The organism is Pseudotabrizicola sp., assembly GCF_030656345.1.
Lineage (GTDB): Bacteria > Pseudomonadota > Alphaproteobacteria > Rhodobacterales > Rhodobacteraceae > Pseudotabrizicola.
In genome coordinates this window covers 115,589-131,897 of the sequence record NZ_JAUSNR010000002.1, presented here as the reverse complement: position 1 = coordinate 131,897, position 16,309 = coordinate 115,589, and the positions used below count along the sequence as shown (strand labels likewise).

The window sequence follows — 16,309 nt, the reverse complement described above, 5'->3', positions numbered from 1 at the left end:
GTGAAGCTGGCCTTTGATGTCAATATAAAAGAAACGCGTCCGTAATCACGGATAAAATGACCCGGGCGTTGCCTTCCTGCCCCGAGTGTCAGGCGCGCGCGCCGATTCGCAAAGCGGTTCCGGTGGGTGACGGGCGCGGGGCGCTGGCGGCTCGGCCCGGGGTCTCGCCGGATTTGGCCGCAAACCCACCCGGCATTCGGCGGAAAGCAGCCATATGTCGCAGATTGTTCTGCACCGCCGCGCATCGCCCATTGACGGGCGCGGGTCCGATACCCCATCTGCGCCTTTCGTGTAGACCGGGCGCTTTGGGGGCAGATCGGGAAAATGCTTTGCAGTTGCAGCATGACAGGCTTGCACCGCGCGCATAGCTGTCACACTGGCGCCCCCCCTTATAACCTGAGAACTTCATTGAGTTTTTACCGAATCGACGTGCGGGAGCCAAAATGCCGGATACGCCGGGACTGCCAGATATGATGCCACGCCGGTCTTTCCTTGGGCTGCTGGGAACAGCGGCCCTGCTGCAGTGCAGCACCGCCCTTTCCGGCGTTGCCCATGCACAGACAGACGCGCCCGCAGATGCTGCCGGGGTGCCGTTCGACTTTGACCGGCTGACCGACGAGATGCGCAATTTAGCCGCCGCGCCACATGTGGCGGCAGAGCGGGCAGCAGGGTTTTTCAGCGACTTCAGCTATGATGATTATCAGGCCGTGCAGTTCAATCCGGCGCAGGCACGCTGGTCGGGAACCGATGCCGGCTTTCATGTGCATGCCTTTCACCTTGGTTGGCTGTTCGCGGAACCCGTGACCATGTTCGAGGTTGAGGCCGGCACCGCCCGCCCGATCGTGTTCACCACCGATGACTTCCGCTATTACGACCGTATCCGCGACCGGGTGCCAGCGCATGAGCCGCTGCCGGGCGTGGCTGGGTTCCGGCTGAACGCACCGCTGAACCGGGCGGATATGTTTGACGAGGTGGTGGCGTTTCTGGGGGCCAGCTACTTCCGCGCTGTCGGGCGCGATACCGGCTATGGCCTGTCGGCGCGCGGGCTTGCAATCAACACCGGGCTGGGCAAGCCCGAGGAATTCCCGCGCTTTTCGCGCTTCTGGCTGGAGCGACCTGCGGCGTTTGCCCGCGAGGTAGTGGTCCACGCCGCGCTGGAAAGCGAAAGCTGCACCGGGGCCTACCGCTTTGTGATCCGCCCCGGCACCAATACGGTGATGGATGTGACCGCGCGGCTGTTCTTCCGCACAGAGGTGGACCAGATCGGCATTGCGCCGCTGACCTCGATGTATCTGTTTTCGGAAAAAAGCCGCACCGATTTTGACGATTTTCGTCCCAGTGTGCATGACAGCGACGGGCTGGCAATTCATCGCCGCGACGGTGACCGCAACTGGCGGCCCCTGAACAACCCGACCCGGCTGTCGGAGTCCTGGTTTGTCGAAGACAGCCCGCTGGCTTTTGGCCTGATGCAGCGCGACCGCGATTTTGAGAATTATCAGGATGCGGTATCGCATTATGAACGCCGTCCCTCCCTGCTGGTGGAACCAGTGGGCGAATGGGGCCGGGGCGCGGTGCGTCTGGTCGAGATTCCGACCCCGCTGGAGGTGAATGACAACATTGTCGCCTTCTGGGTGCCCGAGGCCAGGCCGGTGCCGGGGCAGATGCTGGAATTTGCCTATCGTCTGCACTGGGGCGCGCTGCCGGTCGATCCGGCGGCGGATGTGGCGTATGTCAAGGAAACCCGGGCCGGGGTCGGTGGGGTTGCGGGCGTTGAGAACACCGATGGCACCCGCAAATTCGTTGTCGATTTCGCCGGTGGCCTGCTGTCGCGTCTGCCCACCGATGCCGAAGTAGAGCCGGTCGTGACCGTCGCCGGTGGTGAAATTATAGTCAAAACCCTGTCGAAGATTGAAAACAATGCAGTCTGGCGCCTTGTCATCGATGTGAAGCCGAAAGCGGGGGCCACGGTGGAACTGGTCGCGCATGTGGCGGGTTACGGACGCAAGCTGACAGAAAACTGGCTCTATCAATGGATGAGCGCATGACCATCGAAAAGACTGCCCCCTTGATTCCAGACCCAAATGATCTGGGCGGGGTTGAACCGCCCGTTGCCCCGCTGGCAATGCCGAAACAAACTCTGACCCGCGAAGCCGGTCCGCTGCTGCGCGGCTTTGGTGCTGTTCTGTCCCTGCTGCGCCGGGATCTTGGTCGCGTGGGATAAGCCCGTGTCGGTGTCCACCGCCGCCCTGTCGCCTGTCTGGAACCTCCGCGCGGCCGGGGCGCGGGCGTTTGCGATTGCGTTCAGCCTGATGTCTGCGGCTGCGGCGGGAATGGTGTTTCACATCTATGGCGCGGCCGATGGGGTCACGGCGGTGGATCTGGTCCGGTCGGGGCTGATCTTTCTGTCCACCTGGTGGCTGGCCTGGGGCGCGGGCACCGCAATGCTGGGTCTGTTTGCCGGGCCACGGCCCCGGATCCCCGAAGTGCGGGGGCAGATCAGCGGCAAGACGGTGGTGATCGTCCCGGTCTATAACGAAGAGCCCAGCATAACCTTTGCCCGGATTGCGGCGATGGACGATTCCCTGCGCGCGACCGGCGCGGGGGTGGCGGTCGATTTTGCCATCCTGTCCGACACGCGCGATGAGGCGATTGCCGCCGAAGAACGCCACTGGTGCGCACGCCTGCTGGCACGGCAGGGTGGCGAGGGCCGGATCTTTTACCGTCGCCGGGACAAGAACACCGGGCGCAAGGCCGGCAATATCGAGGAATTCATCACCACATCAGGTCGGGCATGGGATTACGCCGTGATCCTGGATGCCGACAGCCTGATCGAGGGCGAAACGGTTCTGACCATGATCCGCCGGATGGAGGCCGACCCCAAGCTTGGCCTGCTGCAATCGCTGCCCCGGGTGATCGGCGCGCGCACGGTGTTTGGCCGGGCGATGCAGTTTGCAGCCTCGTTCCATTCGCCGGTGTTCGCCCATGGTCTGGCGGCGATGCAGGGCCGCACCGGGCCGTTCTGGGGCCACAACGCCATTGTGCGCATCCGCGCCTGGGCCGAAAGCTGTGGCCTGCCGGAACTGCCGGGCCGTCCGCCCTTTGGGGGGCATATCCTGAGCCATGATTATGTCGAGGCGGCGCTGTTGTCGCGCGCCGGATGGACGGTGCGGCTGGATGATGACCTGCAGGGCAGCTTCGAAGAGGGGCCGGAAAACATCGTCGACCACGCCAAGCGCGACCGGCGCTGGTGTCAGGGCAATCTGCAGCATGGCAAGGTGATCGGCGCGCCGGGGCTGAAGGCGTGGAGCAGATTCACACTGTTTCAGGGCATATTCGCCTATATCGCGCCGGTGATCTGGCTGGCCTTTATCGGGGCATCGGTGATTGCCACAGCCACCGCCAGCGGGCCGGATTATTTTCCGCAGGAAAACTGGCCCTTTCCGGTGTTTCCCTATGACCAGACGGCAAAGGCCGTGGGTCTGGCGCTGGGGATTTTCGGTTTGCTGGTCATGCCGAAACTGCTGGTGGTACTGGACGCCGCCCTTTCGGGACGTTCGGCGGCGTTTGGCGGGGCCGGGGCGTCCCTGCGCGCCATGCTGTCCGAGCTGGCGCTGTCATCGCTGATCGCCCCGGTGCTGCTGGCGTTTCAATGCCGGTCGGTGGTGCAGGTGCTCTTGGGGCGCGATGGCGGCTGGCCGCCCAACAATCGCGGCGATGGCGGGCTCGACTTCGCCGACGCCTGGGCTGCGGGCCGGTGGATCAGCGGTTGGGGCGTTGTGGGGCTTGGGGTGGCGCAGTATTTTGCCCCCGCGCTGACGCTGTGGCTGCTGCCGGTGCTGCTGCCGATGCTGCTGGCCCCGGGGCTGATCTGGTGGACATCGCAACCGGCGGCACCCGGCCGCTTTCCGGTGCCCGAGGACCGTGTGCTGCCAGGCATTGTTGCCCGCCACAATGCAGTGCTGCGCGACTGGCACAGTGACATGGTGGAAACAAGCGTTGCCTGAGCAGGCAGCGCACCGGCGCGATTACCGGGTGGATCTGCTGCGCGGCATTGCCTTGATGATGATCTTCATCAACCACATTCCGGGCACGTTGTGGGAACATGCAACCTCGCGCAATTTCGGATTTTCCGACGCGGCCGAGGGGTTTGTGCTGATGTCCGGCATCGCCACCGCGCTGGCCTATGGCCCCATTTTCATGCGCGACCGTTATCCGCCCCTGGCGCTGGCGCTGCGGCCCTGGCGGCGGGTGCTGACGCTGTGGTGGGTGCATGTTCTGGTGGTGCTGGGGATTCTGGCGCTGTTTTACCTGACCGTCCACGATCCTGAAGTGGCGGCAATGGCGGTCAAGCGCAACATTGCCCGCGCGCTTGCCGACCCCGTAACCTTTGTTCCGGCCCTGATGGCGCTGAGCCATCAGTTTGCCTATGCCGATATTCTGCCGCTGTATATTGCCCTGCTGCTGGCGGCCCCGTTGGTTCTGGCGGCGGGTGTGCGCTGGCCGCGCGGGCTGATGCTGGCGTCATTGCTGTTGTGGCTGGTGGTCGGGATCGCCCGGATCAGGGTGCCCACATGGCCGCTGGAGAATGGCTGGTTCTTCAACCCGCTGGCTTGGCAAGTGATCTTTGTGGCCGGTGTGCTGACCGGGCTGGCGATGCGGCAGGGGCGGCGATGGCTGCCGGTCCGGATCTGGCCGTTCTGGCTGGCGGTGGCCTATCTTTGCCTAGCGGCGATCTGGGTGCAGGTGCCGGCGGTTGCGGGCTGGGGCGGGCACACGCTGTGGATGGCGCATGAATACCTGGGCGCGCCGGGGCTGTTCACGTCTTTCGACAAGAGTTTCGTGCACTTGCCCCGCTTGCTGCACATTCTGGCGCTGGCCTATGTGCTGAGCGCGCTGCCCGCGCTGACGCGGCTGGCGGAAAGCCCGAAGCTGGCACCGCTGATCACACTTGGACAGCACGCGCTGCCAGTGTTTGCCGCCAGCACCGGGCTGGCCTATGTGGCGCAGGTGGTCAAGGTGATGGCGGGGCCGTCATTCCTGCTGGACACTGCGCTGATCGGTGGCGGATTTATGATTCTGTTCGCGCTGGCCGGATGGCTTGGCACGCGCAAGACACGCCGCGCCGCCCTGCCGGTGGACGGCAGGGTCTGACCACCAGTTTGGCGGACAAGACGGCGCAGGCTGTGGTCCCTGGGCCAGCGCAGCCCGCTGAAAGGCCCATTTTGCGGGAATGGTCACCTTTTTCGCGGCAGAACAGCTGCGCCGCCCGTGGCTTCAGCTTTGGAACACCAGCTGATGCATCGACGGGTGGATGCGTTCGCGCACCAGAACATCGACCAGCCGCAGGGCTGCGGCACGCTCTTCTTCGGTCTGTGCGGCTTCGATCTGGGCGCGGCAATAATCCTGGATATCTTCCGGCAGAACCGGCGGCAGGGGTTCATCCGACTCGGACAGGATCATCGCGACCCAGTCTGACGGATCGCGAATCTGCGCAGCCGATGCCAGAAGGCGCGCATCCAGCAGACTGCGCACGGTTTCTTCGCTGGCAAACACGTCATTGGTGATGCCGGCAAAGGCGCGGACCCGGTTGATACGCTCTTCGGTGCAGTCGAGCAGCGCGGCCATGGCCGGAACCTTGCCCATCTGCTTGGTCGTGCCGACATAGTCATAGGGCGCGTTGTCAGACCGTTTCAGCACCCGGTTCACCACCGGGTCGATCACGGTGATGATATCGGAAATCCCCGACCGCCGCGCATATTCCAACGACCCGATCATCAGCTCGCAAGTCGCCATCGACACGGCTTTCATCGTGTTGCCGTTCCGGCACAGCCGCTGGGTATCGACGCAAAAGCGGGTCGATTCCCACAAGGTTGCGCTGCGCAGCGGCGGTTCGCCATCCAGCAGAACCTGAAACACGTCTGACAACATGTGCGGCCCCGTGGTCTGCAGCGCGCGGACGCAGGACACGACGTGACCTTCGTCGTCCAACCCGATGACATAGGCCGGATCGAGCCGGTCAAACTGGTCAATCTCGCGCCCATTGATGATTTCGACTTCCCACCCCAGGCGGTCGCCAAAAACACGTGCGCGAAGTTTGAACATTTCATCCAGCAGATCGCCGAAACGATCTTTGTTCAGTGCATCAATAACGATAATCATATCTATCCCCTGACATGAGTGGTCTTCCCCCAACAAGGTTAACGTGTTGGAGAGGGATTAGACTATGAGGGGAATCCCGTAAGATCACGCCCGATCAGGCGTTAAAGCGGGTAGATCAGGCCCAGCATGATCGCGCGGCCTACGGCCTGCGGGGTGGTAAGCGCATACAGCTTTTCGCGACCGGACCGCAGGTGCACCTCGACCGTGCGGTGCGAAATGCCCAGAATGTCCCCGACATCCTGCTGCGACTTGCCGGCGGCGATCCATTGCAGGATCTCGCGTTCGCGCGTGGACAGCGCCGGATAGCGCAAGGCGCGCGACAGCACATCCGACCGCATCACCGTGTCATGCACATGCACCGCAACCGATTGCAGATCCGGCAGGATCTGCCGTGACAGCTTTTCCCATTCCTCGACACTGCAATCGCGGGTCACGCTGAGCATGCCGATATCGCCATACGGCCCGCGCACCGGAATGGTCAGGCCCCGGTTGGTGATGCCGAAATCGCGGGCATCGCGAAAGGTCTTCTCAAACCCCTCGGTATGGTCCAGCCGGCTCCAGTCCACCGGGGCGATCGACCGGCTGGCGACCAGCAGGGTCGGATCAATCCGGTGCAGGCCGTTTTCGGAATAATGCCGTTTCCAGGCGTCGGGGTAGTTCACATAACCATGCACCCCGCCAGACACCGGGTTGGTTCCGGCATAGGCGGCGTGATCAAGTTCGAAGCGGGCGCAGATCTGATCAAGGAAGGTGACGAAGCTTCCGGCATTCCGGCTTTCGCTGCCAAGGTCGATCAGATCGGCGGTCACCTAGCGCTCTCTTTCTGCTGCAGGCCACAGGTGTTTGATGCCCTGCGGGGGCGGTGCCACCTGACAGAGCTGCTCTGCCATCTTCTGCACGCGCGATAATACAACACTCCGGGCTGGATCAACAAATGCTTAATCAGGGCGATGTTGGCACGCAACACAGGGTCAAGATCGTCAGGCGTCGATGCGGCCCGGGGTGTCTGCGTGAACTACCGAACATCCTTTCCCTGTAACACAGGGGCAAGGGAAACGCAGGTCCGTCTGATCCCCATGCGCAGAGTCCGGTGGCGATTGGCACCTGAGGCCTTAGCCGATCCACGCCCGCAAAAGCATGGCCACCACAGCCAGCACGATGACACTGGCGAGCCAGATGGCCACGAACCAGCCCAATCGGCGCAGAGACTGCCGCATCAGTGATAGCCTTCATCCGGGTCGATCTTGCCGCGGAAGACCCAGTAGGAATACGCGGTATAGATCAGAATGACCGGGATCAACACCGCAGCACCCGCCAGCATGAAAAGCTGGCTGTTCTCGGGCGCGGCGGCTTCCCAGATCGTCACCTCGACCGGCACGATATAGGGAAACATCGAGTATCCGAGGCCACCGAAACTCAGCCCGAACAGGGCAAGCGACAGCAGGAACGGCCAGTAATCATGATGCCGGACTGTCAGCGACCGATACAGGCCGAAAGCCACGCCCATCACCGCAGCACTGACAGCACCGGCAAGCAATATGTTCCACCCGCCAAACCAGCGGCTGTAATAGCCATCCTGCAGGAACGGTGTCCACAGGCTGACAAGGGCGATGAATGCCAGCGTTCCGATGCCAAGTGCCCAGGCCCGCCTGCGCATCCTGTCCTGCAGCGGGCCCTCGGTCTTCATCACCAGCCAGGTGGCACCAAGCAGCATGTATCCGACCATGACCCCGAACCCGACCATCACCGAAAACGGCGTCAGCCAGTCCCACCAGCCACCGGCATAGCTGCGCGCGACCTTGTCAATGGTGATGCCCTGCAACAGGGCACCCAGCGCAATGCCCTGCGCCATTGCCGCCATGGCCGACCCCCCGACAAAGGCCGCATCCCAGACACCCCGCCAACGTACCGTCCGCCAGCGGAATTCAAAGGCAACGCCGCGAAACACCAGCGCCAGCAGCATCACGGTCACCGGCACATAGAGCGCGGGCAGGATCAGCGCATAGGCCAGCGGAAAGGCGGCGAACAGCGCGCCACCCCCCAGCACCAGCCATGTCTCATTTCCGTCCCAGACCGGGGCCACCGAATTCATCATCACATCGCGGTCGCGGCTTTCCGGTTCGGTGGCGAACAGCATCCCGATGCCAAGATCAAAACCGTCAAGCACCACATAGACCAGCACCGCGAAGGCAAGCACGAAGGCCCAGATCAGGGTGAGGTCAAAGGAAACGCCTTGGGTGATGGGCATGCTCAGTCTCCGTGGTCGGTCTCTGCGATCAATCCCTGTGACCCGCCTTCGGGCCGGGCCGGTCGTCGCGGCGGGTTTCAAACTGTTGCGCCGGCGTTGTGCCTGCGGTGCGGATCGGGCCGTCGATGCTGTCGGTGATCGACGGCTCGGAAACGGCGGGAGCCTTGGCCATGAGTCGAAGGATGTAAAAGGTGCCTGCGCCAAAGACCGCGAAATAGACAATGACAAAAGCCATCAGCGACGCCCCCACCGCCGCCGCGTCCAGCGGTGCGGCGCTGTCGGCCGTGCGCAGAAATCCATAGACCGTAAAGGGCTGGCGACCGACCTCTGTGGTGATCCAGCCCGCCAGAACGGCGACCAGACCCGAAGGGCCCATGATCAGCGCCGCGCGGTGCAGCGCCGGCCAGTCGAACAACCGCCCCCGCCAGCGCGCCCAGAGCGACCATATCCCCAGACCAAGCATGGCGAAGCCAATGACGACCATCACCCGGAACGCCCAGAATACGATGGCGACCGGCGGCTGATCCTCGACCGGCACGGTGTTCAGCCCGTCCAGCGGTGCATTCAGATCGTGCAGCAGGATCAGGGAACTGAGCTTCGGGATGCCGATGGCATAGTCCAGCCGCTGCTCTGCCTGATTGGGCAGGCCAAACAGATACAGCGGCGCACCCTCGGGGTAGCTGTTGAAATGGCCCTCCATCGCCATGACCTTGACCGGCTGGTGTTCAAGTGTGTTCAGCCCATGCAGGTCACCCAGAAAAATCTGCACCGGCGCGACCAACGCCGCCATCCACATCGCCATCGAAAACATCGTGCGCGTGGCCGTACCCGGCCCGCCGCTGGTGCGGGCGCGCAGCAAGTGCCAGGCGGCAACCCCGCCGACGATGAAGGCGGTGGTCAGATAGGCGGCGGTCACCGTATGGGCCAGCCGGTACGGGAACGAGGGGTTGAAGATCACCGCCCAGAAATCCGTCGGCAGAAACTGCCCGGTTTCCGGATCAATCTCGAATCCGGCGGGGGTGTGCATCCAGCTGTTGACGCTGAGGATCCAGAAAGCCGACATCGCTGTGCCAACAGCAACCGCCACGCAGGCGACCATATGCAGCACCGGCCCGACCCGTTCCCGCCCGAACAGCATGATGCCGAGGAACCCCGCCTCGAGAAAGAAGGCCGACAGCACCTCATAGGCCATGGGCGCGCCGATCACCGGGCCTGCGCGGTCTGAAAACACCGACCAGTTGGTGCCGAACTGGTAAGACATGACGATGCCGGAAACCACGCCCATGGCAAAGGCCAGCGCAAAGATCTTTACCCAATAGCGAAAGAGATCAAGATACTGCGCGTCCTTTGTGCGCAGCCACATCCCGTTCAGAACGGCAAGATAGCTGGCAAGGCCGATGGTGAAGGCCGGGAACAGGAAGTGGAAGCTGACGGTAAAGGCAAACTGGATGCGGGCCAGCAGGATGGCATCCACGTTCTCGAACATTTCAGGCCTTTCCCTTTGTGTTCTGTCGGGGGGTCAGTCTACCACACCCTTTGTGTTCCTGCAAAATCCATCCGGGGCGGAGGGGCGGTCGGCGCAAGCTCAGGCTCCCCGCCGGGTGTTGGGGCCGCTACTTGTTGGTCCGGCCCCGCTGTTCCGGATCGACCCCACCTTGCGCGGTGGTGTCGTTCTTCACATCACCCTCGAACGTGTTTTCCCCCTCAAGTGGCGGTTCGTTCGTCATGGCGAACCGGCCCTTCGAACACCCGATACCGGGGTCATTCTCAAGATCGTCACGATGATCGGCACCGACCGTCTTGTCGGATTTCGGGTGCTTGTTGCTGGTCATGGCGTGGCTTTCCTTTCTGTAGGTGCAAGTGCAACCAGATCGGCGCGGTTCTGTTCCCTTCGGAAAACCCTTGAACGGCGAAACTGTCCCCGACGGCAGGGTCGAAGCACATGGGGCCCGGCGCAAACCGGCCAGCCCGGGGCGCGTCGGGTGGAACAAATCCGCGTCTGGATGCTTCCCCTTACAGAGCCCGATCTTCGGAAAGGAAGTCCCCTTGAACGACACGCCGAAAACCCAGGACCCCGGAACACCGCATTACAAGAACGCCACCGGCGGATGGGGATCGCTGTACAGCGTCATGCGCCAGTTTCTGCAGGATCGGCCTACCCCCGGCGCCTTGATGACGCTGGCGCGCCAGAACAAACCCGCCGGGCATATGTGCACGTCCTGTGCCTGGACCAAGCCGCCCGCGCCGCATCCGGCCGAGTTCTGCGAGAACGGGGCGAAGGCGACGCTTTGGGAGCTGACGCGCGACCGCTGCACGCCGGAGTTCTTCGCGCAGCACAGCGTCACCGAACTGCGGGGCTGGAGCGATCACGCCTTGGAAAAGACCGGTCGGCTGACGCATCCGATGCGCTATGATGCGGCCAGCGACCGTTATGTACCGGCAAGCTGGGATCAGGCCTTTGCCAGCATCGGGGCCAGCCTGCGCGCGCTTGATCCGAGATCGACGGTTTTCTACACCTCGGGCCGGGCCAGTCTGGAAACATCCTACCTATGGTCGCTTTTCGCGCGCGCCTATGGTCACAACAACCTGCCCGACAGTTCCAACATGTGCCACGAGACAACCTCGGTGGCGCTGAAAGAGGTGATCGGTGTCTCGGTGGGCACCTGCGTCTGGGAGGATTTCAAAACCTGCGACGTGATGTTATTCTTCGGCCAGAACACCGGATCAAACAGCCCACGCCTGCTGCATCCGCTGCAACAGGCGCGCAAGCGGGGCTGCAAGGTGGTGGTGTTCAACCCGGTGCGCGAAAAGGGCCTGCTGGAATTCGTCAATCCGCAGAACCCGGCGCAGATGGTGGCCGGGCCCAGCACCGCGATGTCTGACCTTTATCTGCAACTGAACCCGGGTGGCGACATTGCCGCCATGGGCGGCATCGCCAAACACCTGTTCGCGCTGGAGGATCAGCGCGGCGGGGTTGTGGACCGGACCTTCATCGAAGAGCACACGGCGGAGTTTTCCGGGTTTGAGGCCTGGGCGCGGGCGCTGGACTGGGCCGAGATCGAGGCGTTCTCGGGCCTGTCGCGGCAGGACCTGGAAGCGGCAGCCGATATCTGCGCCCGCTCTGAACGGACGATAGCCCTGTACGGCATGGGTCTGACGCAGCATGTGCATGGCTCGCAAAGCATCGGAACCCTGATCAATCTGCTGCTGATGCGCGGCATGATCGGGCGAGAAGGGACAGGCATCTGCCCGGTACGGGGCCATTCCAACGTGCAGGGGCAACGGACGGTCGGCATTTCGGAAAAGCCCGACCTCGTGCCACTGGACAAGCTTGCCGAACAGTTCGGGTTTGAGCCCCCGCGCGACGAAGGTTGGACCACGGTTTCTGTGGCCGAGGCGCTGCTGGACGGGCGGATGAAGGGTTTTCTCAGTCTGGGTGGCAATTTTGCCCGGGCCATTCCCGATCAGGGGCGGCTGGACCCGTGCTGGCAAAACCTGGCGCTGAACGTGCAGATTGCCACCAAGCTCAACCGGTCGCATGTGCTGGTGGGCGATGGGGCCTGGCTGCTGCCCTGCCTTGCGCGCAGCGAAGAGGATCGGCAGGCGACTGGCCGCCAGACGGTGACGGTCGAGGACAGTCTGAGCCATATTCATGGATCGGTGGGCCGCCGCACGCCCGCTTCGCCGCAGCTGCTGTCTGAACCCGCCATCGTGACCGGGCTGGCCAAGGCAACATTGGGAACTGCCAATCCCAAACTGCGCTGGGACGCGTGGTGCGCAGATTACAGCCTGATCCGCGACGAGATCGAGAAAACCTATCCCGACATGTTCAGACGGTTCAACGAACGGATGTTTCAGGCCGGTGGCTTCTATCGCGGCAACAGCGCCCGGGAGCGCGACTGGAAAACCGAAAACGGCAAGGCGATCTTCACCGTTCCAGATCGCATGACCGCCTTGGCCGAGGTGCCGGGGGCCGGTGTCTTCACGCTGATGACCCTGCGGTCGAATGGCCAGTTCAACACCACCATCTATGATGACAACGACCGGCTGCGGGGTTTGAAAGGCAACCGGATGATCGTGCTGATGTCGCCCGGCGATGTGACCCGGGCCGGGCTGGCCGAGGGCCAGATGGTGACGCTGGTTTCGGACCATGACGACGGGTTCGAGCGTCGGTTGGGCGGGCTGCGGATCGTGCCCTACGATCTGCCAAGCGGATGTGTGGCGGCCTATTATCCCGAGGCCAACCCACTGGTTCCGCTTGACCTGCACGATAAGGCATCGAAGACCCCTGCATCAAAGGGCGTACCTGTCCGGGTGGTCGCTGACTGAATCAAGGCCGCGTTGACCGACGGCCCGGGGAGGGCGCGTGGTGCTTTTCAATGCTCAGGTTTCTGATCGGCGGGCGGGTCCGGTCGGGTGGCTTTATCTTCGATTTGCCGGGGCTCATCGACCAGTTCGGTCAGGGCAGATTGCGGTGTCTTTGGCTCCTCATGTCGGCGTTGCCCTGAATCATGGCTCACCGGGGCGCGCGCCCCGGGGCCAATGCGCGCAAGTCGGTCGATGCGGGTTTTGGGCAAGGCGCTCGGCTGCTGGTGCTGCAGATAGGCCAGCAGCGCCTCGCGGATTTCGCAGCGCAGATCAAACGCCTTTCCTGACGAGGGCGCACTTGCCAGAACCCTGATCTCGACCTGACGCTCGGTAAAATCCGTCACCTGCAGCGCAAAGACCTGCCCGTTCCACAGCGCTGATTGAGAGACCACGCGCTCGGCTTCGCGGCGCAGATCGGCAATGGAAACCTCGTGGTCCACGTAAAGGATGACCGAGCCGATGAGCGTGGCATCTTTATGTGTCCAGTTCTGAAACGGTTGTTCAATAAAGTAAGTCAGCGGCACCACCAGCCGCCGCAGATCCCAGATGCGGACGACCACATAGGTTGCGTTGATTTCCTCGATATTGCCCCACTGTCCCTCGACGATGACCGCGTCATCGATACGGATCGGCTGGGTCAGCGCGATCTGGATGCCGGCCAGAAGATTGCGCAGAACCGATTGCAGCGCCAGGCCGATCACAATGCCGGCGGCCCCTGCCGAAGCCAGAAGGCTGACCCCGACCTGCCGCACCGCCTCGATGGTCATCAGAACTGCTGCAGTCCCGACCGCGATGATCAGGATCGTGCCGACACGCTGCAGGATTCTGGACTGCGTGACATGCTTGCGCGCCAGTAGGTTGTCTTCAACATCAATGCGATAGCGCTTCAGATGCAGGATGATCCAAATATCCAGCGCGGTCTTTACCACCCATGTGAGACAGGCGATCAGACCGATCAACACCGCATGTTGCAGGGTTGCCGTGACCCGCACGGACAGCGGAGCCAGATTGCCGGCAACCCCCAACGCAACGATGATCAGGGCCATCTGCACCGGGCCCCGGGTGCGCGCCAGCAGCTCTTGCCAAAAGGTATCGACCCGCGCCAAAGCCTTCAGCACAAGGCGGTAGAACAACAATCCCAGCACCCAGGCCAGGGCCAGGGCAGCAACAAAGACAACAACCGCTTCCATCCACTCTGGCATGACACTCCAACGGAACTGACCTCAGGCCCAAGGCGGCCGGGCCGCGCAAAAAACATCTTCTGCGGGAACCTTTTCGGCGCTTCTTGGTTCCCGAATTGCCTTCAAGCCAGCAGAGGTAGCCATGCCAGACTTCGAAATTGGCGCAATCGACCTGACCGTTGCGGGTATCTACATTGTCGCGGTGATCGGCCTCGGGCTCTGGATCAGCCGCGCGCAAAAGGACAGCGAAGGCTTTTTGTTGGGCGGTCGATCTGCGATGTGGCCGATTGTGGGCCTGTCGCTGATGTCGGCAAACCTTTCCGGCACCTCCTACGTCGGGCTTGCGGGGTCGGGCTACAGCGACGGGATCGCGGTGTGGAATTATGAATGGATGGGCACGCTGGTTCTGGTGTTCTTCGCCATATTCATTCTGCCGTTCTATCTGCGCTCCAAGGTCAACACGATGCCGCAGTTTCTTGAGCATCGCTATGACAGCAAGGCGCGCAGCCTGTTCGGAGGGTTTTCGGTCTTTACCGCCATTTTTATCGACAGTGCGGGCGCGCTTTTTGCCGGCGCGATGACGCTGCAACTGCTGTTTCCCGAATTTTCATTGTGGATGCTGATTTCCGGCATCGCCCTGCTGGGCGGGCTTTATGTCATTTTCGGCGGGCTCAAGGCTGTGATGGTCACCGACACGGTTCAGGGCATCCTGCTGCTGATTGTCGGCACCGTCATCTTTGTCATGGTCTTCATCGAAATCGGCGGCACCTGGCAGGCGGTAAACGATGCCGCGCCCGAAGGCGGCATGTCGGTCATCAAGCCCGCGGATGATGATTTCATGCCATGGCCCGGCATCTTTACCGGCGTGCTCTGGCTTGGGTTCTACTACTGGACGACCAATCATGTGGTGGTTCAGAAGGTGCTGGCGGCCAAGTCGCTCGACCATGGTCGCTGGGGGGCTCTGATGGCGGGCGCGTTGCAAGTGCCGTTCCTGTTCATCCTTGTTTTGCCGGGCCTGATGGGCCGTGCGCTTTTTCCCGACCTTGAGGAAAGCGATCATATCTGGCCGGCGCTGGTATTTGAGTTTCTGCCGACCGGCTTGCGCGGGCTGGCGCTTGCGGCGCTGATTGCGGCGCTGATGTCGACCATGGATTCCGTGCTGAACGGCAGTGCGTCCATCGCGGTGAACGACTTCGTCAAACGCCGGTACAAAGACCTGAGCGAAGCGCGGTTGCTGCTGATCAGCCGTGTCCTGGTGGGCGTTTTCATGATCATTGCCGCCCTGTGGGCCCCGATGATCCAGAACTTCGACGGGATCGTGGCGTATTTCCAGTCTTTCCTCGGCTACATCACGATGCCTGTGGTGGTGGTGTTTCTGGGCGGCCTGTTCTGGGCCCGCCCGCCGCGCCACGCCGCCTTTCCGACGCTGGCCATCGGCATTCCGGTGGGTCTGGCGAGCTTTGCCCTGATCGAGGTGATGGAGGTAATCGACCTGCAGTTTCTCTATGGGACCGGCCTGATGCTGCTTTTGTCGCTTGGCATCTTTCTGTTCATCACCTTCACCTCTGATCCGCCGGAGCTGGAGGAGGACATGGTGTTCAGCCGCAAGACCTGGGACGACGAAAGCCGCGAGATGGCTGAAAAGCCGTGGTATCAGAACACTCGGTATCTGGGTCTGGCTGTGGTGCTGGCAACGCTGGCCACAATCGCCTTCTTTGTCTGAGCAAGGCCGGACCGGCGCAAGACGCGTCGCGCAGGGTCCGGATCAATCGTCACCCAGGCTCATGATCGCCACACTGGCCGCAGTCGTGCCGAACAACAGCCCGCCGTTGGCAAAAAACAGTGCGGTCAGCGCAGCGCTGTCAACACGGGCCAGCAGCGTGCCAAAGCCGCCAAGGTCAAGCCAGATCACCATCAAGCCAAAAGACCATCCCATCGCCACCCCGTTCGCGAACTGCGACAGCATGAACCTGACCAGAACGGGCAGCGTACCCCATGTCTTCCGCAGCATCCCGGCTCCCCCTTCTTTGCCTTCCTTCCGGTCGAACCTGCTGAGGGGGGAAATTGTTCCCGGGTCGGGAACGGGGTGGCGAGGGGCGGTCGCTATATCCACGTCCCCGGTCCCGCGCGATCCGCTAGACGCAGAGCGGCAGAAACCCGTTGACCTGACGGTCCATTAAACGCTGGCCGAATTTCCCGGCGTGCCGGGCGAGGACATCCTTGGTCACGAACCTGTCTTCGTGTCCACAAAACCGCCAGAAGCCTGCTCATCGTGGTCGTCGTTCCTGTGGACCTTGACTGAGGGTCGGGCGTAGAGGGGTGCCATCAGCTGCCCGTGGCCATGCAGCAGGCA

The 16,309-nt window shown here is 62.6% G+C and carries 14 protein-coding genes; 6 read left to right on the top strand and 8 right to left on the bottom strand.

Features of this window, described 5'->3' with window-relative positions:
• The first annotated feature begins 443 nt into the window (after positions 1 to 443).
• Genes Q7J44_RS00665 through Q7J44_RS00650 form a run of 4 tightly spaced genes read left to right on the top strand, consistent with a single transcriptional unit; the run spans position 444 to position 5,151 of the window.
• Complete coding sequence (locus Q7J44_RS00665) at positions 444 to 2,045, top strand: glucan biosynthesis protein (protein WP_304876010.1); 1,602 nt, start codon at positions 444 to 446, stop codon at positions 2,043 to 2,045.
• Complete coding sequence (locus Q7J44_RS00660) at positions 2,042 to 2,221, top strand: hypothetical protein (protein WP_304876008.1); 180 nt, start codon at positions 2,042 to 2,044, stop codon at positions 2,219 to 2,221. The genes Q7J44_RS00665 and Q7J44_RS00660 overlap by 4 nt, the downstream gene beginning before the upstream one ends.
• Positions 2,222 to 2,225: 4 nt before the next feature.
• Positions 2,226 to 4,004: a glucans biosynthesis glucosyltransferase MdoH gene (mdoH, locus tag Q7J44_RS00655; RefSeq protein WP_370692929.1), complete on the top strand. Its 1,779-nt coding sequence runs from the start codon at positions 2,226 to 2,228 to the stop codon at positions 4,002 to 4,004.
• A complete protein-coding gene (locus tag Q7J44_RS00650; protein WP_304876006.1) occupies positions 3,997 to 5,151 on the top strand; it encodes an OpgC family protein in 1,155 nt (384 codons plus the stop codon). The genes mdoH and Q7J44_RS00650 overlap by 8 nt, the downstream gene beginning before the upstream one ends.
• Positions 5,152 to 5,274: 123 nt before the next feature.
• Here Q7J44_RS00650 and Q7J44_RS00645 read toward each other — a convergent pair whose 3' ends face one another.
• The 6 genes from Q7J44_RS00645 to Q7J44_RS00620 form a co-directional block, all read right to left on the bottom strand.
• Complete coding sequence (locus Q7J44_RS00645; protein WP_304876004.1) at positions 5,275 to 6,159, bottom strand: acyl-homoserine-lactone synthase; 885 nt, start codon at positions 6,157 to 6,159, stop codon at positions 5,275 to 5,277.
• Between the two features lie 101 nt (positions 6,160 to 6,260).
• The gene (locus Q7J44_RS00640; protein ID WP_304876002.1) at positions 6,261 to 6,968 is read right to left on the bottom strand and encodes an autoinducer binding domain-containing protein; all 708 of its coding nucleotides are present in this window, start codon (positions 6,966 to 6,968) and stop codon (positions 6,261 to 6,263) included.
• A gap of 303 nt (positions 6,969 to 7,271) precedes the next feature.
• Positions 7,272 to 7,376: a DUF2474 family protein gene (locus tag Q7J44_RS00635; protein ID WP_304876001.1), complete on the bottom strand. Its 105-nt coding sequence runs from the start codon at positions 7,374 to 7,376 to the stop codon at positions 7,272 to 7,274.
• Positions 7,376 to 8,407, bottom strand: a complete 1,032-nt coding sequence (gene cydB / locus Q7J44_RS00630; protein ID WP_304875999.1) for a cytochrome d ubiquinol oxidase subunit II — start codon at positions 8,405 to 8,407, stop codon at positions 7,376 to 7,378. Before cydB ends, Q7J44_RS00635 begins: the two co-directional genes overlap by 1 nt.
• Positions 8,408 to 8,435: 28 nt before the next feature.
• The gene (locus tag Q7J44_RS00625; RefSeq protein WP_304875997.1) at positions 8,436 to 9,893 is read right to left on the bottom strand and encodes a cytochrome ubiquinol oxidase subunit I; all 1,458 of its coding nucleotides are present in this window, start codon (positions 9,891 to 9,893) and stop codon (positions 8,436 to 8,438) included.
• Between the two features lie 127 nt (positions 9,894 to 10,020).
• The gene (locus Q7J44_RS00620) at positions 10,021 to 10,239 is read right to left on the bottom strand and encodes a hypothetical protein (protein WP_304875995.1); all 219 of its coding nucleotides are present in this window, start codon (positions 10,237 to 10,239) and stop codon (positions 10,021 to 10,023) included.
• A gap of 214 nt (positions 10,240 to 10,453) precedes the next feature.
• Between Q7J44_RS00620 and Q7J44_RS00615 the strand changes: the two genes are divergently transcribed.
• Positions 10,454 to 12,736 (top strand): FdhF/YdeP family oxidoreductase, encoded by a 2,283-nt coding sequence (locus tag Q7J44_RS00615; protein WP_304875993.1) that lies wholly within the window; start codon positions 10,454 to 10,456, stop codon positions 12,734 to 12,736.
• Positions 12,737 to 12,783: 47 nt separating this feature from the next.
• Here Q7J44_RS00615 and Q7J44_RS00610 read toward each other — a convergent pair whose 3' ends face one another.
• Positions 12,784 to 13,977 (bottom strand): mechanosensitive ion channel family protein, encoded by a 1,194-nt coding sequence (locus tag Q7J44_RS00610; RefSeq protein WP_304875991.1) that lies wholly within the window; start codon positions 13,975 to 13,977, stop codon positions 12,784 to 12,786.
• Positions 13,978 to 14,098: 121 nt separating this feature from the next.
• On the opposite strand from Q7J44_RS00610, the gene Q7J44_RS00605 reads away from it, so the two are divergent.
• A complete protein-coding gene (locus tag Q7J44_RS00605) occupies positions 14,099 to 15,679 on the top strand; it encodes a sodium/solute symporter (protein WP_304875989.1) in 1,581 nt (526 codons plus the stop codon).
• Between the two features lie 42 nt (positions 15,680 to 15,721).
• Here Q7J44_RS00605 and Q7J44_RS00600 read toward each other — a convergent pair whose 3' ends face one another.
• The gene (locus Q7J44_RS00600; protein WP_304875987.1) at positions 15,722 to 15,967 is read right to left on the bottom strand and encodes a hypothetical protein; all 246 of its coding nucleotides are present in this window, start codon (positions 15,965 to 15,967) and stop codon (positions 15,722 to 15,724) included.
• Positions 15,968 to 16,309: the final 342 nt, after the last annotated feature.